Raw genomic sequence first — 18,644 nt, 5'->3', positions numbered from 1 at the left:
TGAGAGCGCTTTTGAAACTTCAAAAGCACATTTGAACAATTCGGGACAATTTGTGATTAGTTTACCCTTTGATGTTGAAATTGCACTGCGCTATGTGCGCGGTGGCGGCCACAGAAGCCGCGACAAATTCATTTCCTTTATTTCCGGATTGTCCATGGCCGGCATTGGGCTTGGTGTTGCGGCGCTGATCGTGGTGCTGTCGGTGATGAACGGCTTTCAAAAGGAAGTACGCGATCGCATGCTGTCGGTGATTGCACACATCGAGGTACTGGCCCCGCAGGAAGGGTTCGAAAACCCCGAGGCGCTGGTTGACGCAATCAAATCAGCCAATCCCAAGGTAATTGGTGCGGCGCCTTATGTGGCGGGTGAAAGCATGCTGGCGCATGGAGACTTGCTGCGCCCTGCAATTGTTCGCGGCATTGACCCGACTCAAGAACAGGAAGTGTCTGATTTTCAGGAAGTGATTTCAGGCAGCCTGAGCAATTTACAGGCAGGTGAATTCCGGGTGGTGCTGGGCATTGAATTGGCCAAGCAAATTGGCGTCAGTGTGGGTGATCGCGTTACGCTGATTGCCCCTTCGGGCCAAATGACACCTGCAGGCATGATTCCGCGCCTGAAAGCCTTCGAAATTACAGCATTGGTAAGCACTGGTCATTATGAATACGACAGCGGCTTGGTGTTGATGAACATTGACGACGCCGCTCGCTTTTACCGCAGCCTGGGCCCCACCGGTATTCGCGTGAAGCTTAACGATATGGACGCTGCGCCACTTGTGGCCCGAGACATTGAACGCCAGTTGCCACCCACGGTTTGGGTTCGCGATTGGTCGGTACAGAACCGCACCTGGTTTGCCGCTGTGCAAACCGAGAAACGCATGATGTTCATCATCCTGACACTGATTATTGCAGTGGCCGCATTCAACCTTGTTTCCATGCTGGTGATGACCGTGAAAGACAAACGCGGTGAAATCGCAATTCTGCGCACCCTCGGTGCCAGCCCGTTTGCCATCCAACGAATTTTTATGCTGCAGGGTGCACTGGTGGGCTGGATAGGCACCTTTCTAGGTGTAACAGCAGGCTGGTTGCTGGCCATTAATTTGGGCGTAATTGTGCCTGCCATTGAGCGTGCGTTGAGCATGGAATTTTTGCCAAAGTCGATTTATTTCATCAGCCAGTTGCCTTCCGACCCACGTGCAAGTGACGTGGTCACCATTGTGACTGTGGCCTTGGTGCTTAGCGTGCTCAGCACCATATACCCAAGCTGGCGTGCCTCGCGCGCCGAACCTGCGGAGGCCCTGCGCTATGAGTAATGTTGTTCTGGAAACCAAAAATCTGAGCAAGGCGTTCAAGGGCATAACCGCCAACGACAAGGCCACACAAGTGATCAAACACCTGAACTTTCAGGTGTTGGCTGGCGAAACGGTGGCCATTGTGGGTGCTTCAGGCGCGGGCAAAAGCACGCTGCTGCATGTGCTGGGCGGTCTTGAGAAAGCCGATGAGGGATCAGTGCTGTGGGCGGGCCAGGCCATCGAGCCCTGGTCGGTGCGCAAACTGGGCATGGAACGCAACAAAACCCTGGGCTTTATCTACCAGTTTCACCACCTGCTGCCAGAATTCCATGCGCTAGACAACGTGGCCATGGCTTTGCGCATTGGCGGCGAGAACAAACAAGTGGCGCGTGAAAAAAGCGCTGTACTGCTTAAGCAATTTGGGCTTGAGCACCGGCTTAACCACCGCCCAGCGGAATTGTCGGGCGGCGAACGCCAACGCGTTGCGATTGCGCGCGCCATGGTGACCAACCCGAAAGCTATTTTGGCCGACGAACCCACTGGCAATCTGGACCAAGACACCGCCGACCAAGTATTTGAAAGCCTGATTCACAGCAAAGCTGCCAACAAATCAGCCTTGATCATCGTGACCCATTCCATGGAACTGGCCCGCAAGTGCAGCAAAGTGTTGCGGCTTGAGAAAGGTGAATTAAAGGCAGAGTAAAAGTTGTTTTAGTCTGCGGTTTTAAGGTCTCGTCTGCGCTTGCGCAACACCGCCATTCGCACCCCGATGTTCCAGGCCACCCTTACGCTGAAGTAGCCCAGTATCGACAAGGTCACCATTAGCGCGGGCAAACCCACGGCCAGCGAGGGGCCCATGGACAACATCCAGTCCAGCATGGCGCTGGTTGAATCGCTCCATGCCGACCAGTTCCAGTCTGGGACGGCCTGAATTTCTGCTTCGCCCATCTCGCCCAACAAGAACTGCCCATAAGCCACCGCCAGCAAATAAAGAGGCACGATGGTGACAGGGTTGGTGTACAGGGTCACGGCGAATGCCACTGGCAAATTCACTTTGGCGACCAGCACCCAAATCAGCGAGCCAAAAATTTGAAATGGCCCAGGAATCAATCCACAAAATAAACCCGCAGCCACGCCGCCCGCAATGCTTTTCCGGTTCAAAGCCCAAATGTTAGGATGCCCCAGAAAACGCTTGAATGGCCGCGCCCACACTATCCGATCGAAATGATCAACCGTGGGCAGGTACTTGCGAATTTTCCGACGAAACATGGCAAACTTTAAAGAATGTGGACCGACACGCACCTTCATCTTGATGCTTCTGAGTACGACCGCGACCTCCTTGCGGTGGTTCAGCGTGCGCGTGAACTGCATGTTACTCGCTTTGTGTTACCCGCCGTGGGTGCGTTCAATTTTGACACCGTAAAAGAACTGGCCCACCGCACACGGGGGGCTGTGTATTGCCTCGGCATTCACCCCATGTTTGTGGACAACGCAAAAGAAGAAGACCTGTTGACCCTGCAAAGAAAAATCAAAGATTCGATTGATGACCCAAAATTTGCCGGGCTGGGTGAAATCGGCTTGGACGGGTTTGTGCCAGGCTTGAACTGGGAAAAGCAAGTGCGTTTTTTTTATGCGCAATTGAAAATGGCTCGCGATTTCGACGTACCCGTGGTGATGCATGTGCGCAAGGCACTCGACCCAGTTTTGAAAGGCTTGCGCATTTACAAGCCGCGCAGCGGAATTGCCCATGCGTTCAATGGCAGCTTTCAGCAGGCTGATCATTTCCTGAACCTGAACATGTGCCTGGGATTTGGCGGTGCTTGTACTTTCACGCGAGCACTACAGCTTCGCCGCTTGGCGGCCCAACTCCCCGACCATGCAATTGTGTTGGAAACCGATGGGCCCGACATCGCCCCTGAATGGATTAACAAGCAACGCAATGCACCCGAACACTTGCCCCGAATAGCCCAAACCATTGCGGACCTGCGTGGCACATCGGTTGACCTGTTGTCGGCACTTAGTCAAGCCAACGCCACACGCGCCCTTCCTGCCTTGTCGACACAGGCACTTCCCTCCTGAAGCATCACCCGGCGTTGTCACCACCGCACCGTCATCATTGGTGAAATTTTCTGACCTGATGCACCCTGCTGGCAACAACACGCCACATGCACCTGTACCTTGCCCACCCTGTCGCTTTTTACACTGGCCTATTTGCTCAGTCTTGTGCTGTTCCATTCCCAGGCCAATCTGCCTTGGGTGTGGCAGCTACTGGACCAACAGTTCGGTAGTCAAACTATCGTTTTGCTCTCGTGGGCGGTTCTCTGCTGGCTGCTGGGAAAACAAGGGGGAATGTGCAAATCCCAATTCGCGCTTGCGCTTTGGCTGTTTGCGGGCTTTGGCGCCGCACAGTTGAATGCAGGTGTTCAAGCGGCTGCCCACAAAAACATGCAAGTACCACTTGCCTGCAACAAACAACAAGTTCAATCGGAATTTAAATTGTTGGAAAAAGCGTTTCGAGATGATGGCGCGCAAACCTGGCTGATCATGCACAAAGCTAGGCAATCAAACACCCCTGAACAGTGCCTGAAAAACGGTGCAAAAATTCAGATGTTTGTGGAGTCGGCCAACAGGTTTGAATCATTAAAACCAGGCCAGGCTTTCCAGGCGACCCTGCGCTTGAAACCGCCCAAAGGCACACTTCAACTGGAAGGATTCGACGTTCACCGACACTGGTTTGCCAATCAAATCGCAGGCACTGCACAGTTAAAAAGCGACCTTGTAATTCTGCCTGACCACTTCAACTTCAACCCACTGGTCTGGTTGGAAAGGGCGCGACTACACACCGCCGAATGGATTGTTTCAAGCTTGCAAAACCACCCAGAGCAAGCCTTGGTCTTGGCCATGGTGGTGGGAGATCAAGGTTTGATCAGTGCAGAAGATCGCGAACTTTTCAACTCCACAGGCATAGCTCACCTTGTGGCGATTTCGGGTTTGCACATTACCTTGTTCGCGATGATCGCAGGCAAGGGCATGGGGCTGCTATGGCGCAGGTCGCAACGCCTTTGTTTAAGCATTCCCGCACCCTTGGCGGGCAGCGCATTCGGGCTACTGTTCGCAGTACTTTATGGGCTTGTCGCGGGCTGGGGGGTACCCGCCCAGCGAACAGTATTTATGCTGTTCGCGCTATTTGTTGGGCAGTTACGCGGTGGAACCCAAAACAGTTGGGACACATTTTTCCTGGCGCTGTTTCTAACACTAGCCTTCGACAGTTGGGCTGTGCTCGATGCTGGTTTTCTGCTGTCTTTCGGTGCCGTTGGCACCTTGATATTTGTAACCCAAGGTCACTACCACTTCATTAAACCCCAACAGGAATTCATCGCCAACGCGGTAAAGGCACAGTACACAGTCACTGTTGGCTTGATATTGCCTTGCGCCATGCTGTTCAATCAACAATCGCTAATCAGCCCAGTGGCCAATGCGCTGTCCATTCCCTGGATGAGTTTTGTCAGTACGCCGCTGGCGCTGTTGGGTGGCTTGCTACAACAAAACTGGGCGCTGGTTCTGGCTGCAAACAGCCTTGCTTTGCAACGTGAATGGCTTGTTACATTCAACGAGCTGAGTTGGGCCACATTGCCGCTTCAAAATCAACCCTTCTGGATCAATTTACTGGTGGCGCTGGGTTGCATCATTTTGATCATGCCGCAGGGCATAGTGAGTCGCTGGTTTGGACTTGCACTGGTGGCACTGCTTGCCTGGCCAGCACCGCGGCCTGCTGAACAAGATTTCTGGCTGACCTTGATGGATGTGGCCCAAGGCACCGCGATTGCAGTGCAAACCAAGAATCATCTGTTGATTTACGATGCGGGGCCCGCTTTCAATGACCGCTCCAATTCAGCGCGCCGCGTGTTGTTACCTTGGATGGCCGCGCATGGATACAACCGAGCGGATTTGTTCATGCTTTCACATGACGATGCCGATCACTCCGGAGGCGCGCCACTGTTGATTGAGAAAGCACCGCCCAGGCAGTTCGCATCTTCAATGGTCGAGTCGCATCCACTGAACCAATTGGCCACACAAAAACAAAGTGAAATCAAGCCATGCCACAGCATGGAAAAATGGACTTGGAACGGCGTTGCATTTCAGCCAATCGGCCTTCATACACCTACCCGTGCCCACAACAATTTGTGGACCAAAAACAACCAAAGCTGTGTGTTGAAGATCAGCAATTCATCACACAGTGTGCTATTGACCGGGGACATCGAAGCAATTGCTGAGATGCATTTGCTTGCCCAGCATGGGGCAGATCATTTAAAAGCCAGGGTGATCGTGGTACCCCACCACGGATCGAAAACCTCATCCACCCTGCCTTTTTTACAAGCTGTGCGTCCTGAAATCGCTTTGATTCAATCCGGGTGGCAAAACCAGTTTGGGCACCCCCATAGCCAAGTGATTGAACGATACGAGTCCATGAACGTCAAAGTGCACAATACCGCCCAAAATGGTGCAATGAAGTGGGTTTTCCCAAACTCGAAAATCGATCCCTTCGCAACAAAAGCCAGTGAAATTCGTCAGACTTACTGGCATGCGCACGAAAGCGGTGCAAAAGCGCCATAACACTGTTAACTTTATGGCTGTACGCGAGACACTCAGCCTGCATGCGCTTGGCATGCTTCTTGTTACTCCAAAAATACATAAAACAGGAACAATTTACTTATGTCAGCAACACCATTCGATGAAATGCACATGCCCAACGGCGAAGTGCGTACCCACTACAATGATTTTTCGCGTTGGCTTGACATGCAGGCGCCGGAAAAACTTCAGAACAAGCGTGCAGAAGCTGATCTTATTTTCAGGCGTGTGGGCATTACTTTCGCGGTGTATGGCGAAGAATCAGGAACCGAGCGTTTGATTCCATTCGACATTGTGCCGCGAGTAATCAAGGCGGCCGAATGGAAAATTCTGGAGTCGGGTTTGCGTCAACGCGTTCTGGCGCTGAACATGTTCCTGAAAGACATCTACAACGAACAAAAGATTTTGGCCACAGGCCTTATTCCGCCTGAACAAATTTTTAACAATGAACAGTACCGCCCCGAAATGCAGGGTGTGAAGGTGGCGGGCGATATTTACGCCCACATTGCTGGCGTTGATGTGGTGCGCGCTGGCGAAGGTGAGTTCTACGTGCTGGAGGACAACTTGCGCGTGCCTTCCGGTGTCAGCTATATGCTTGAAAACCGAAAAATGATGATGCGCCTGTTCCCGGAGCTGTTTGCCCGCAATCGCGTGGCACCGGTTGAACACTACCCTGACAACCTGCTGGAAAACCTGCGCTCGGTCTCGCCACAAAACAGCACCGACCCGACTGTGGTGTTGTTAACACCCGGCATGTACAACTCGGCTTATTTCGAGCATGCATTCCTGGCCCAGCAAATGGGCATCGAACTGGTGGAAGGCAAAGACATGTTTGTGGACGATGAAGTGCTGTTCATGCGCACAACACAAGGGCCAAAACGCGTGGATGTAATTTATCGTCGCCTGGACGACGACTTCCTCGACCCACTGGCATTCAGGGAAGATTCTCAGCTGGGTGTGCCTGGCTTGTTGTCGGTGTACCGAGCAGGCAACGTTACTTTGGCCAATGCAATCGGAACCGGCGTGGCCGATGACAAATCAATTTACCCGTACGTGCCCGACCTGATCCGATTTTATTTGAGTGAAGAGCCGATCATTCAAAACGTGCCCACCTGGCAGTGCCGCAAGCCCGACCACCTGAAGGAAGTGCTGGCAAAATTGCCCGAACTGGTGGTGAAAGAAGTGCACGGTGCTGGCGGTTACGGCATGTTGGTGGGCCCGGCCTCTACCAAAGAACAAATTGAAGATTTCCGCAAAAAAATAATTGATGATCCTGCAAAATTCATTGCCCAGCCTACGTTGGCTTTGTCCACCTGCCCCACGTTTGTGGAATCTGGTTTGGCACCACGCCACATCGACCTGCGGCCTTTCATTTTGTCTGGCAGCAAAGTCAGCCTGATTCCTGGTGGTTTAAGTCGAGTGGCCTTGCGCGAAGGTTCGCTGGTGGTAAACAGCAGCCAGGGCGGCGGTACGAAAGACACCTGGGTACTGGAACGATAAGGAGCACACACATGTTAAGTAGAACTGCTGACCACTTGTTCTGGATGGCCCGTTACATTGAACGCGCTGAGAACACCGCGCGCATGCTGGACGTGAACGTACAAACCGCCCTGCTTCCGCAAGATCCGGAGAATGCCGAGCAAGGCTGGCGCGCCATGCTGTCGATTTGCGAATTAACAGAATCGTTTGCTGAACGGCACGATGAAGTCAGCGCTGAAGCCGTGATTGATTTTATGGTGAAAGACCCCAACAACCCTTCGAGCATTTACTGCTGCCTACAGGGCGCCCGTGAAAATGCGCGGGCTGTTCGCGGCGCATTAACCACCGAAGTTTGGGAAACCAACAACACCACATGGCTTGAATTAAAAAAGGTGCTGGCCGATGGCACAGTGGAACGTGACCCATCTGAATTTTTCGAGTGGGTAAAATTTCGCAGCCATTTGTCTCGCGGCGTAACCATCGGCACCATGCTGAAAGACGACGCCTTTCGCTTCATTCGCCTGGGTACTTTTTTGGAGCGTGCAGACAACACGGCCCGCCTGCTGGATGTGAAATTTCACAGCATGCCATTCAGTGTGCTGGCCAACTCAGGCACTGCTGATCCCCATGCAGACTATTACCACTGGGCAGCGATTTTGCGTTCTGTATCGGCGTTTGAGACTTACCGAAAAGTGTATCGCGATGTAATTACACCGGACCGCGTTGCTGAATTGCTGATACTGCGCGATGACATGCCACGCTCGCTTCTGGCGTCGTTGAACGAGGTATGTAGCAATCTAGAAATGATACGCAACGACTTTTCCGCCAGCACTGAACGACGCGCAGGAAAACTGCGTGCAGAACTTTTGTACAGCCAAATTGATGACATTTTACAAATGGGCCTGCATGCCTACCTGACCAACTTCCTGGAACGTGTGAACGACTTGGGCAACCGGATTAGTAAAGACTTCCTGGTACCGCTTGAGGCATGAAGCTGCGCATTCAACACCACACCACTTATCGCTATACCTGGCCCGTGTTGTACAGCATTCAGCACGTGCGCCTTACCCCACAGCAGCAAGCCAACCAACGCATAGTCGACTGGAAAGTCAGGACCCCAGCCAAGCAAAGCACGGCTGTTGACCACCATGGCAACACCGTATTGACATTTTCTGTGAATCAACAACATCGGGATTTAACGGTTCAATCGTTTGGGCATGTGGAAATAGACCCACTGCATGATGGTTATTTACCACCCGAAACAAATGCACTAAACCCGCTGGTGTACACACCCACTACACCACTGACGCAATTCAACAATGAAATGCTTGAGTTTTCCAGCTTCGTGGCTGACACGAATATTCCATTCGCGCACCGCATGCTAGCCCTTGCCAATGCGATTGCCGACAGAGTGGAATACACCAAAGGCAGCACCACCGTTGCAGACTCGGCGATGCAGGCCTTTGACAATGGGCAGGGGGTTTGCCAAGACCATTCACATGTGATGCTGGCTTGTTTGCGTGCACACAATATTCCGGCGCGGTATGTCAGCGGTTATTTCTTCAACCCGAATGTTGAGCAGCATGACAGCCATGCGTGGGTAGAAGTATTTGATGAAAACCGGCAGCAATGGCTGGGAGTGGATGCAACGCACAAAGCTTTGGTCGACGGAAATCATTGCAGGCTAGCGGTGGCAAAAGACTTTATTGGCGCGTCGCCGGTGCGGGGCATACGCACAGGGGGTGGCAAGGAAAGTCTGGAAGTTCAAGTTACTATTCAACGGATGGATTGAGTTTTCCATCGACGCGAGTCGTGATTAATCGCTCATGGGTTAATTGCCCGAATCGGCGCGAGTCCCAACGCTTCGCCTGAAAACCTGTATTTCCCTTTTTGAAGGCGAAACCATTGGAACATCGCTGCTGATTGGGCTACAACCTAGGCCAGCAAAGAAGCCAGTATTGATCACGCACGCGCGATTTGGCGGGTGGCTCAGAACTGAACTTGCAAGTTGTCGCACGCTGACCGGTCAGAAAACTTGCCGGCTTTGAGTGCAGGGCCAAACGGTCGCGATCAGCGAAAGCCAAGACCCGACCGTCAGTTTTGGAGGGCTTGGCTTAGTGCGGAACAGGCAACCCACGACGAGTTGGCGATAAACCCGCGCCAATTACTGCGCTACCCACCCGCCGTCCATATTCCACGCCACACCCCTTACTTCCTGGGCATCGTCCGAACACAAAAATGCAACCAAGCCGCCCAACTGCTCAGGCGTTACAAATTCTTGGGAAGGCTGCTTTTCACTCAACAAGCCTACTTTTGCCTGCTCCACAGAAACACCTTCTTTCTGCGCACGCGCATCCACCTGCGCTTGCACCAAGGGGGTTAACACCCAGCCTGGGCAAACTGCGTTGCAGGTCACACCAGTTTTCGCATTTTCCAAAGCCACTACCTTGGTCAGGCCCACTACACCGTGCTTGGCCGCCACATAAGCAGATTTATTGGCTGAAGCCACCAAACCGTGGGCAGAAGCAATGTTCACAATACGACCCCAGTTTCGAGCTTGCATGCCCGGTAAAGCAAGGCGTGTGGTATGAAATACAGCAGTCAGATTAATGGCAATTACCGCATCCCATTTGGCTGGATCGAAGCTCTCAACAGGCGCCACATGCTGAATACCCGCATTGTTCACCAATACATCAACCTGTCCAAACAAGGCCTCGGTACTCTTCATCAAATCTTCAATTTCATCGGGCTTGCTCAGATCTGCGCCGTGGTAACCAACTTTCACACCGAGCGATTCAACGCTTTGCTTGGCCGCATCAATTTGCTGTGGTGTACCAAAGCCATTCAGCATGACATTCATGCCTTTGCTTGCCAAACGCTGGGCAATACCCAGACCAATTCCGCTGGTAGAACCTGTGACCAGGGCATTCATGTTCTTAAAATCCACCGATGAACCTCTTTGAATGAATAAACTCTGAAATACTAAAGACAAATATATAAGCCAAGGGGTATTCAACAATGCTGACAGCGCGCTTGCACACCGTGCAATGGTTAAGCCCACAAGGCTTACACAAACTAGCCTATCGCGAATGGGGTGAACCCGACAACCCACATGTGTTGTTGTGTGTGCATGGGTTAACACGCATCAGCGCCGATTTTGAAGCAATGGCCCAAAACCTGGGCAAGGACGTGCGCGTGGTAGCGGCCGACATGCCCGGGCGTGGTCAATCTGACTGGCTGCCCGATCCCGCACTTTACGCGGTTCCCACCTATGTAAATGCTTGCGTGGCCTTGGTGGCGCGTTTAAACGCAAAAACGCTGGATTGGTTAGGTACATCCATGGGCGGGCTGATCGGCATGGGTTACGCAAGCTTGCCAAACAATCCAATCCGCAAGTTAATTTTGAACGATGTAGGCCCTACCTTGAATTTTACAGCCCTGCAACGCATTGGCGAGTATGTGGGCAAACCTGTCAAATTTCAGGCACTTGATGAAGCACGCAAATACATTCGAACAATTTCCCAACCATTTGGTCCACACACTGAATCGCAATGGAATGATTTAACCGATTCCGTCTTGGTGCAAAAAAATGGTGAATGGTTACCCCATTACGACCCAGCCATTGGGCAGGCTTTTCAAAATCTGTCCGAATCCACCAACCGGCTTCACGAGGCTGCACTTTGGGCCGCCTACGACAACATCAAAGCAAATACACTCCTCGTTCGCGGCGAACATTCAGACCTGTTAAGCCCACACACTGCGGAAACGATGAGTCAACGAGGCCCAAAACCACGCGTTATCGAAGTAAAAGGTGTGGGGCACGCCCCAACCTTTATGCAGAACGATCAAATTAATATTGTTCGCGACTTTTTGTTTTAAACTGTTTTCATCGATTTCACGCAAGCACACATGGTTTCTGTTTCTTCAACACTGGGTACTGAAAAAAGCGGCAGCGCATCAGCTCCGGCCTTGGTGTTGCTGAACAAATTTGACGCAGCACGCGTGGAAGAAGCGCTTAATTACGCACGTACTCACGCTGCCGACCACTTGTTGGACACTCAGGAATCAGCAATTGCCCACATGCTTGCCGTGGCTGACCTGCTTGCTGAACTTCGAGCCGATGCGAACACCCGCATTGCGGGCGCTTTGGGACCTTTGGTGTTTTTTGACAAGCACCTCGAAAGCCACATGGAGAAAAAGTTTGGTGAAGAGGTGGGTCGAATGCTCGCCAGCTTGCGCAAACTTTTCAAAATGCGGTCCATGGTGGGGCCCAGCGCCACTCGCACGACAATAGAAACACTGCGTTGGGCAGATCAAATTGAAACGCTGAGAAAAATGCTGCTCGCGATGTCGACCGACATTCGCGTCATCATGATCCGCCTGTGTTCCCGCTTACAAACCTTGCGGCACTTCACCAGCCACGAAGACATCAAAAACGAAAAGGGGCCGCTGTGGCCCTATGCGGTCTCTCATGCGCAGGAAACACTTGATCTGTACGCGCCCCTAGCCAACCGCCTGGGTTTGTGGCAGCTGAAATGGGAACTGGAAGATTTATCTTTCCGCATTTTGCAGCCTGTGACGTACAAGAACGTGGCCAAGATGCTGGATGAAAAGCGCATTGAACGCGAAGCATTTATAGAATCAGCGATGACCAGCATCAAGGAAAACCTGCTGCTCGCTGGCATTCATTGCGAGATCACAGGCCGCCCGAAACACATTTACAGCATTTGGAACAAAATGCGTGGCAAGGGTTTAAGTTTCGACAAACTCTACGATGTTCGCGCGTGCCGCGTCATCGTAGACACCGTAGACGATTGCTACACGGCGTTGGGCATTGTGCACAATCTCTGGACCCCGATTGCTGAGGAATTTGACGACTACATCAGCAAACCCAAACCCAACGGTTATCAAAGCCTGCACACCGTGGTTCAAGATGAAACCGGCAAAACTCTGGAAGTGCAAATTCGCACCGAGGCCATGCACCAGTTTGCCGAATACGGCGTGGCTGCTCACTGGCGCTACAAGGAATCGGGCAAAGACGGTTACACCGGTGAAAGTCGAGCTGAAGGTCAGTTCGAGGAAAGAATAGCGCTTCTGCGCCAACTTCTAGCTTGGCAAAAAGACGTCACTGACACCATGGGCGAAGCCAGTGACTGGGCCCAGGAAATGAAGACCAGCGCGCTAAATGATCGCGTTTATGTGTTCACGCCCCAGGCTAAAGTGGTCGAATTGCCCACAGGCAGTACCCCACTCGATTTTGCTTACCACGTCCACACCGAGCTTGGCCACCGGTGCCGGGGTGCCAAGGTGAACGGCCAAATGGTGCAACTGAACACGGCACTGGACAACGGTCAAACTGTCGAAATTGTCAGCGCAAGGGGTGATGCAGCAAACGGTCCATCACGTGACTGGCTGAACCCCACTCAAAAATACCTGATCAGCCACCGCGCACGTCAAAAAGTAAAGCAGTGGTTTGCTCAACAGGAACGCAAGGAAACGCTTGAACGCGGGCGCGCAGTTGCTGAGCGAGAGCTTCAACGGATCGGGCGAACTTCCCAAAACCAGGAATTGCTGGCGCAAATTCTGGGCTATGAAAAGCCAGAGGACCTGTATGTCGCCTTGGCACGGGAAGAAATCCGCCCGCGCGCCATTGAAAACGCCCTGCGCAGCGACCTGCACCCTTCGGGACCTTTGTCAGACGATGAGCACGTTGAACTGCTGAACAAACGCAAACCTGGTTCATTGGGTAACTCTGCTGGCAAAGATTCAGGTGTATTGGTAGTTGGGGTGAGCACACTGATGACCAACCTAGCGCGTTGCTGCCGCCCGGCGCCTCCTGACCCGATTATTGGCTTTGTGACCCGTGGCAAGGGCGTTTCAATTCATCGATTGGGCTGCTCAAATTTGGCAGAGGTCATGCGTCGCCAGCCCGAGCGACTCATTGAAACAACATGGGGAGAAGACGAAGGCCTTCATTACCCTGTCGACATCGCGGTGACTGCAAACGACAGGCAAAGCCTGCTGCGGGACATTACGGAAGTGTTCTCCAAAGACAAAATCAATGTTATCGGAGTGCAAACTGAAACACAGCGTGGCGTCGCGAAAATGCAGTTCACAGCAGAGGTCAGCAGTGGTGAACAGCTACGCGCTGCACTTACCCATCTGCTAGAAGTGAACGGGGTTTTTGAGGTCAGGCGGCGTTGAACAGTGCGTTCCAATACACCACCTGACTAGCAGCAACGGCTAGGCCAATTCAGGATTGTCGGACACCGATGTCTCGTTTTGCTCGACAAAAGATGCTGCAAGGGTTCTCAAAATTTGGTTCTGAGAATTGATTCGTCGCGCTCCTGAAGGCTTTCTGCGCGTGTACTTTCCCTGCGCATCCATGGTCCAAGCCAAAATATTGTCGGCCAGCAACATTTTCAAACCTTCGTCGATCACGCGTTTTTTCAACTTCTTGTCGGTGATAGGCACCGCCAACTCAACCCGGCGGAAGAAGTTGCGGTCCATCCAGTCAGCACTGGAAATGTACACCTCGTCCTCGCCATCATTGCTGAAATAAAACACACGGCTGTGTTCAAGCAAACGACCAATCACCGATCTGACCGTGATGTTCTCGCTTAGACCCGCCACACCCGGTCGCAAGGCACATACGCCACGCACAATCAAATCAATCTTCACACCAGCTTGAGAAGCAGCGTAAAGCTCATTGATCAAATGTGGCTCTAGCAGCGCATTCATGCGAGCAATGATGCGGCTTTTCTTGCCAGCCTTTGCAAGTTCAGCTTCCTTGCGCACAGCGATTACCACATTGCTGTGCAGGTTGAATGGAGAATTCCAGATCTTGCTGAGCTTGCGTGCTCGGCCCAAGCCTGTAAGGTGATTGAACACCTCATGAACATCGTGGCCCAACGACTCATCACACGAAAACAAACCAAAATCAGTGTACAAACGAGCAGTTTTCGGATGGTAATTACCCGTACCCAAATGCACATACCGTCGCAACATCAGTTTGCCGGTTTCATTTTTCTCGCGACGCACCACCATCAACATTTTGGCGTGGGTTTTTTGCCCCACAACCCCGTACACCACGTGCGCCCCCACCCGCTCCAGTTTGGAGGCCCAGTTGATATTGGCCTCTTCATCAAAGCGTGCCATCAATTCAAGAACAACAGTCACTTCTTTGCCACTGCGCGCAGCAGCCAGCAAGCTTTCCATCAAAACAGATTCTGTGCCTGTTCTATAAATCGTTTGCTTGATCGCCACAACATCTGGGTCGGTCGCCGCTTTTTTGATGAATTCCAGAACAGGACTAAAACTTTGATAGGGATGGTGCAGCAACACATCGCCTTTTTGAATCGCTTTGAAAATATCCGGCTGCTTGACCAAGGCCTCAGGCCTTCCTGGGGTAAACGGAATAAATTTCAGGTCTGGGCGGTCAACCCAATCAGGCAATTGCATCAGCCGCACCAAGTTCACGGGGCCATTTACCCGATAAAGCGCCTGTTCAGGCAAACCGAATTCTTTCAAAAGCCGGGCTGTCATGTCGGGGGTTGTCTGGTCCGACACCTCCAAGCGTACAGCATCTCCAAAATGACGTTGCGAGAGCTCGCCCTGCAATGCAACACGCAAATTGGTAATTTCTTCCTCGTCCACATACAAGTCGCTGTTGCGCGTTACACGGAATTGATACACACCGTGTACTTCCATGCCCGGAAATAACTCAGGAATGAAGGCCTGTAAAATCGAGGTCAGCATCACAAACCCGTGCTCGTAACCCGACAGGTTGGAGGGCATGCGTACCAGCCGTGGCAGTGCTCGCGGCGCTTGAACAATTGCCACATTCGAGGCCCTGCCAAATGCATCGTGCCCAGTCAACTCTACAGCGAAGTTCAGTGACTTGTTCAACACACGCGGAAAAGGATGGGCCGGGTCAAGGCCAATTGGAGTCAGCACCGGCAACACCTCATGGCGAAAGTACTGGCGAGCCCAATGAGCCTGTTCTTCATTCCAAGTGGCCAGTGTCATTAGGGCAATGCCCTCTTCCCGCAAAGCAGGCAACACGGAATCATTGAGCAGGCGATACTGCTGCTCAACAATTTCCTGAGAAAAAACCGACACTCGGTGCAGAGTTTCCAAGGCACTCAGTCCGTCTTTGTCCTTGAACTCCGGGTTTTGACGAATTTGTTCCTGAAGGCCTGAAACACGAATTTCGAAAAACTCATCCATATTGCTTGAAACAATGCAAAGGTACTTCAACCTCTCAAGCAAAGGCACGCTCTCGTCTTCAGCCATGGCCAAAACCCGGCGGTTAAAGGCCAAAACACCCAATTCGCGATTCAAATACAAATCTTTATTTGGTGCTACATCTGACACAGCAGCTACTTTCAAGCAATACTCCAAGAATGGATGAAATACCCTGAATGGTATTTCAAAAATATGACAAACATTTGAAAGTCGCCATTTGGCCACAAACAAAGCCAGGGCGTCGCATTTGTGGCATTCTAGCGCCTCATCTGAACCACTGCATAAAAAATGTCCAAGCCACGCCAGTTGATTGCCGCCGTAGACATGGGTTCCAGCAGCTTTCGCATGATTGTTGCGCGAGTCGAAGAACTCAACGGTCAATCCCAGATTTACATCATCGACACACTGCGTGAACCCGTCCGCTTGGGTGCGGGCCTTGACGCTCAAAAATGTCTGGACGCCCCCTCCCAAGAACGAGCCATCAGCGCGCTTGGTCGGTTCGGCGAACGTTTGCGTTCATTCAAACCCAGCGAGGTCCGTGTCGTGGCCACCAATGCAGTGCGTGTGGCCCGCAACTCAACTGAATTCATCGCCAAGGCGGAGGCCGCTTTGGGCTTTCCAGTCGATGTAATTTCCGGTGTAGAAGAAGCTCGCCTAGTGTATTGCGGTGTGGCACACCAGCTACCTGTCGGCCAAGGCCGGCGACTTGTGGTCGACATTGGTGGTGGTTCAACAGAATTCATCATTGGTGAAGACTACGAGCCCGAGGCCATGGAAAGCCTTTACATCGGCTGCGTAAGTACCGCACAACAATACTTTGCAGATGGCAGCATCAGCCCAAGAAGCATGAAGAATGCCATCATGGCCGCGCGCAAAGAAGTGGCTGTGTTGCGCCGACAAATGCTGGACATGGGTTGGACCCATGCAATTGGGTCATCGGGAACCGCCAGGGCATTGGCTGAACTGTGCGTTGCAAACGGCTTTACACAACATGGCCTGTCAGCCGAGGGGCTTCGCTTGATTCGGGAACATGTCACTGCCGCTGGCCACCTGGATAGCATCACATTGAATGGCCTGAAAGTGGACCGACTGCCAATGATGCCAGGCGGACTTGCAGTGATGAGTGCCGTGTTCGAAGAACTTGAAATTGAGCACATGGACGTCACAGACGGTGCACTGCGCCAAGGCGTGCTTTACGACATGTTGGGCCGTCAGCACAACGAGGACATGCGAGAAATTACGGTAGCGCAGTTTCTTCACCGATATAAAATTGACAGCAAGCATGCAGGCAAGGTCAAGGTACTTTCCGAGCTGCTGTTCAATCAACTGATCAAACAGCATCCCGCCCTAAAAGAACAGTTGCCCATGTTGCGCTGGGCCGCCCAACTCCATGAAATTGGCTTGTCTATCGGCCACAACGGCCATCACAAGCACGCCGCGTACATTCTGGGCAATGCAGACATGCCGGGCTTCTCCAAGCGGGAGCAAGCCCTTTTGGCTACATGGGTACTGGCGCACAACGGCAAGCTAGGCAAGGTCAGCGACATTGCCAATACCGCTCTACAGTGGGCTGCACCCTTGTGTTTGCGCTTGGCTGCGCTGTTTTTGAGAAGGCGAGAAATCGAAGCGCTACCCGAAATCAGAGTTAGACTGCTCGAGCAAGGCATCCAAATGAGCGTGCCTAAAAACTGGCTACTGACCCACCCCTTGACGCAGTACAACTTGGAAACCGAGGTGGAGCAGTGGCAAAGAATCGGACTTCAACTTGAGTTACTGACGCGAAGGTAGCAGTGCTGCCTATCGGCGCGAGACGTTTTATTCGCCGGTTCAAGCAACTCGGCAGTGGTTATGCTTGTTCCGCTGCGCCTAACATCAAAAAGGGATCTAGCGATTTTCAGTGCGGGACAGGCATCCACGACGAGCCGCGTAGATGCCACAATAATTTGACAATCAAGCGCTCTTAAATGAACCCGAAGTGCCTCGCATACCGCGGGCTCATCCTGTCAATCGACAACAACATCATGAAATCAGCCGTATTGAAATCTGGGTCCCAGGCGGGCTCGCCACACACCACTGCACCGAGTCGCAGGTAGCCTCTTACCAAAGGGGGCGGCTCAATCTCAACATCGCAGCGCAGACGCTCCACTGGCAGTCTATTTTTCGGGAATACCTGGCAACTTGCCTCGGCCATATGTGGCTCAAGCTGTTTGTACAAACTGGCCGCCTGGTGACCACCGTCGCGCAGGCTGACGCTTGCGCAGCCGATCAGGTGCTTGTACCCACCCAGCTTCATGTATTGAGCAATGCCGCTCCAAAGCAACATGATGGCGGCGCCACTTCGATAGTCTGGGTGAACACAAGACCGCCCCACCTCAACCGTTGTTTTCCTCAAACGCTCAATTCGGTTCATGAAAAACTCGGTTTCTGAGTACCAGCATTTCAAACGCGCTGCGTTTTCGGGCGCAAGTATGCGGTAAGTACCCACTACCTCGCCGGTTTGGCTGTTTCTTACAAGTAGGTGATCACAGTAGGCATCAAACACATCATGATCAATCCCGTTACTACCCAGATCTGCACCATATTCTTCTGAAAAAATATTGAAACGTAGTTTTTGAGCCTCTAGAACTTCCGCTGCGTTTTTAGCCAAACACACCTCCAGCGAGGGCGCTTGGGCACGGGCTGGGGCGCTCAGGTACAAAGCGTTGCGAAGTGCATCTTGCTTGGTCACATCTTGTTTGATCGCTTCCATCCAAAGGGTCCATTTGTCATTTCGATGACACGAAATGTACGGATTGCATGTGACAGATCGATAAAAGAAATATGAAGAAAAGGTGACCAGATTGAAAATGTTACTTGACAAGCTTCAGGAAAAGCCTAAACTGAACTCAGCAAAAAAAATTTGGCGCTACTTCAGGTCAGTTCAATTCAGGCAAACCGCTTAAGCAATAGTTCTGTTTCTCGAATTTCACCCAGTTTTTTAGCTATTTTGTTCAATTCAGAA

General features: G+C 52.2%; 14 protein-coding genes. 10 read left to right on the top strand and 4 right to left on the bottom strand.

Translation table 11 applies throughout. From position 1 onward, the window contains the following. Window positions 1-55: 55 nt before the first annotated feature. Entirely contained in the window at window positions 56-1,309 is a 1,254-nt protein-coding gene (locus NSP04_RS07505; RefSeq protein ID WP_257512262.1) for a lipoprotein-releasing ABC transporter permease subunit, read from the top strand. Further along, the gene (locus NSP04_RS07500; protein ID WP_257511727.1) at window positions 1,302-1,991 is read left to right on the top strand and encodes an ABC transporter ATP-binding protein; all 690 of its coding nucleotides are present in this window, start codon (window positions 1,302-1,304) and stop codon (window positions 1,989-1,991) included. The genes NSP04_RS07505 and NSP04_RS07500 overlap by 8 nt, the downstream gene beginning before the upstream one ends. Before the next feature lie 8 nt (window positions 1,992-1,999). On the opposite strand, the gene NSP04_RS07495 is transcribed toward NSP04_RS07500, so the two are convergent. Next, window positions 2,000-2,557 carry a DUF2062 domain-containing protein gene (locus NSP04_RS07495; RefSeq protein ID WP_257511726.1) on the bottom strand — a complete coding sequence of 186 codons (558 nt, stop codon included), beginning with the start codon at window positions 2,555-2,557 and terminating at the stop codon, window positions 2,000-2,002. A gap of 15 nt (window positions 2,558-2,572) precedes the next feature. Between NSP04_RS07495 and NSP04_RS07490 the strand changes: the two genes are divergently transcribed. From NSP04_RS07490 to NSP04_RS07470, 5 genes are all read left to right on the top strand, one after another. Continuing rightward, window positions 2,573-3,367 carry a TatD family hydrolase gene (locus NSP04_RS07490; RefSeq protein ID WP_257511725.1) on the top strand — a complete coding sequence of 265 codons (795 nt, stop codon included), beginning with the start codon at window positions 2,573-2,575 and terminating at the stop codon, window positions 3,365-3,367. A 270-nt stretch (window positions 3,368-3,637) separates the two neighbouring features. Beyond that, window positions 3,638-5,902 carry a DNA internalization-related competence protein ComEC/Rec2 gene (locus NSP04_RS07485; RefSeq protein ID WP_257511724.1) on the top strand — a complete coding sequence of 755 codons (2,265 nt, stop codon included), beginning with the start codon at window positions 3,638-3,640 and terminating at the stop codon, window positions 5,900-5,902. Between the two features lie 99 nt (window positions 5,903-6,001). Next, entirely contained in the window at window positions 6,002-7,417 is a 1,416-nt protein-coding gene (locus tag NSP04_RS07480; protein WP_257511723.1) for a circularly permuted type 2 ATP-grasp protein, read from the top strand. 11 nt (window positions 7,418-7,428) lie between these two features. After that, window positions 7,429-8,388, top strand: a complete 960-nt coding sequence (locus NSP04_RS07475; RefSeq protein WP_257511722.1) for an alpha-E domain-containing protein — start codon at window positions 7,429-7,431, stop codon at window positions 8,386-8,388. Next, window positions 8,385-9,188, top strand: a complete 804-nt coding sequence (locus NSP04_RS07470) for a transglutaminase family protein (RefSeq protein ID WP_257511721.1) — start codon at window positions 8,385-8,387, stop codon at window positions 9,186-9,188. The genes NSP04_RS07475 and NSP04_RS07470 overlap by 4 nt, the downstream gene beginning before the upstream one ends. A gap of 372 nt (window positions 9,189-9,560) precedes the next feature. On the opposite strand, the gene NSP04_RS07465 is transcribed toward NSP04_RS07470, so the two are convergent. Then, on the bottom strand, window positions 9,561-10,328 hold the full coding sequence (locus NSP04_RS07465; protein WP_257511720.1) for a 3-hydroxybutyrate dehydrogenase: 768 nt from the start codon (window positions 10,326-10,328) through the stop codon (window positions 9,561-9,563). An 86-nt stretch (window positions 10,329-10,414) separates the two neighbouring features. Here NSP04_RS07465 and NSP04_RS07460 point away from each other — a divergent pair, with 86 nt between their 5' ends. Both NSP04_RS07460 and NSP04_RS07455 read left to right on the top strand, forming a co-directional pair. After that, window positions 10,415-11,275: an alpha/beta fold hydrolase gene (locus tag NSP04_RS07460; protein WP_257511719.1), complete on the top strand. Its 861-nt coding sequence runs from the start codon at window positions 10,415-10,417 to the stop codon at window positions 11,273-11,275. A gap of 30 nt (window positions 11,276-11,305) precedes the next feature. Continuing rightward, window positions 11,306-13,600, top strand: coding sequence for a RelA/SpoT family protein (locus NSP04_RS07455; RefSeq protein ID WP_257511718.1), 2,295 nt, complete (start codon window positions 11,306-11,308; stop codon window positions 13,598-13,600). A gap of 39 nt (window positions 13,601-13,639) precedes the next feature. Here NSP04_RS07455 and ppk1 read toward each other — a convergent pair whose 3' ends face one another. Further along, on the bottom strand, window positions 13,640-15,787 hold the full coding sequence (ppk1, locus tag NSP04_RS07450) for a polyphosphate kinase 1 (RefSeq protein ID WP_257511717.1): 2,148 nt from the start codon (window positions 15,785-15,787) through the stop codon (window positions 13,640-13,642). A gap of 144 nt (window positions 15,788-15,931) precedes the next feature. Here ppk1 and ppx point away from each other — a divergent pair, with 144 nt between their 5' ends. Next, window positions 15,932-17,431 (top strand): exopolyphosphatase, encoded by a 1,500-nt coding sequence (gene ppx, locus NSP04_RS07445; RefSeq protein WP_257511716.1) that lies wholly within the window; start codon window positions 15,932-15,934, stop codon window positions 17,429-17,431. 172 nt (window positions 17,432-17,603) lie between these two features. Here the strand turns inward: ppx and NSP04_RS07440 are convergent, their stop codons facing one another. Further along, window positions 17,604-18,392 (bottom strand): GNAT family N-acetyltransferase, encoded by a 789-nt coding sequence (locus tag NSP04_RS07440; RefSeq protein WP_257511715.1) that lies wholly within the window; start codon window positions 18,390-18,392, stop codon window positions 17,604-17,606. Window positions 18,393-18,644 lie beyond the last annotated feature (252 nt).

The sequence above is a fragment of the Limnobacter parvus genome (assembly GCF_024623725.1).
In the GTDB taxonomy this organism is placed as follows: Bacteria; Pseudomonadota; Gammaproteobacteria; order Burkholderiales; family Burkholderiaceae_B; genus Limnobacter; species Limnobacter parvus.
Note: the sequence above shows the minus strand (reverse complement) of the source record. Positions and strands in the feature narration are given on the sequence as shown.

What these genes read in the sequence shown, in the direction of transcription:
- NSP04_RS07500 (WP_257511727.1), top strand. Translation starts at nt 1,302, where the DNA reads ATGAGTAATGTTGTTCTGGAAACCAAAAATCTGAGCAAGGCGTTCAAG.
- NSP04_RS07455 (WP_257511718.1), top strand. Translation starts at nt 11,306, where the DNA reads ATGGTTTCTGTTTCTTCAACACTGGGTACTGAAAAAAGCGGCAGCGCA.
- NSP04_RS07495 (WP_257511726.1), bottom strand. Translation starts at nt 2,557, where the DNA reads ATGTTTCGTCGGAAAATTCGCAAGTACCTGCCCACGGTTGATCATTTC.
- NSP04_RS07480 (WP_257511723.1), top strand. Translation starts at nt 6,002, where the DNA reads ATGTCAGCAACACCATTCGATGAAATGCACATGCCCAACGGCGAAGTG.
- ppx (WP_257511716.1), top strand. Translation starts at nt 15,932, where the DNA reads ATGTCCAAGCCACGCCAGTTGATTGCCGCCGTAGACATGGGTTCCAGC.
- NSP04_RS07465 (WP_257511720.1), bottom strand. Translation starts at nt 10,328, where the DNA reads ATGAATGCCCTGGTCACAGGTTCTACCAGCGGAATTGGTCTGGGTATT.
- NSP04_RS07460 (WP_257511719.1), top strand. Translation starts at nt 10,415, where the DNA reads ATGCTGACAGCGCGCTTGCACACCGTGCAATGGTTAAGCCCACAAGGC.
- NSP04_RS07475 (WP_257511722.1), top strand. Translation starts at nt 7,429, where the DNA reads ATGTTAAGTAGAACTGCTGACCACTTGTTCTGGATGGCCCGTTACATT.
- NSP04_RS07485 (WP_257511724.1), top strand. Translation starts at nt 3,638, where the DNA reads ATGTGCAAATCCCAATTCGCGCTTGCGCTTTGGCTGTTTGCGGGCTTT.
- NSP04_RS07440 (WP_257511715.1), bottom strand. Translation starts at nt 18,392, where the DNA reads ATGGAAGCGATCAAACAAGATGTGACCAAGCAAGATGCACTTCGCAAC.
- NSP04_RS07490 (WP_257511725.1), top strand. Translation starts at nt 2,573, where the DNA reads ATGTGGACCGACACGCACCTTCATCTTGATGCTTCTGAGTACGACCGC.
- NSP04_RS07470 (WP_257511721.1), top strand. Translation starts at nt 8,385, where the DNA reads ATGAAGCTGCGCATTCAACACCACACCACTTATCGCTATACCTGGCCC.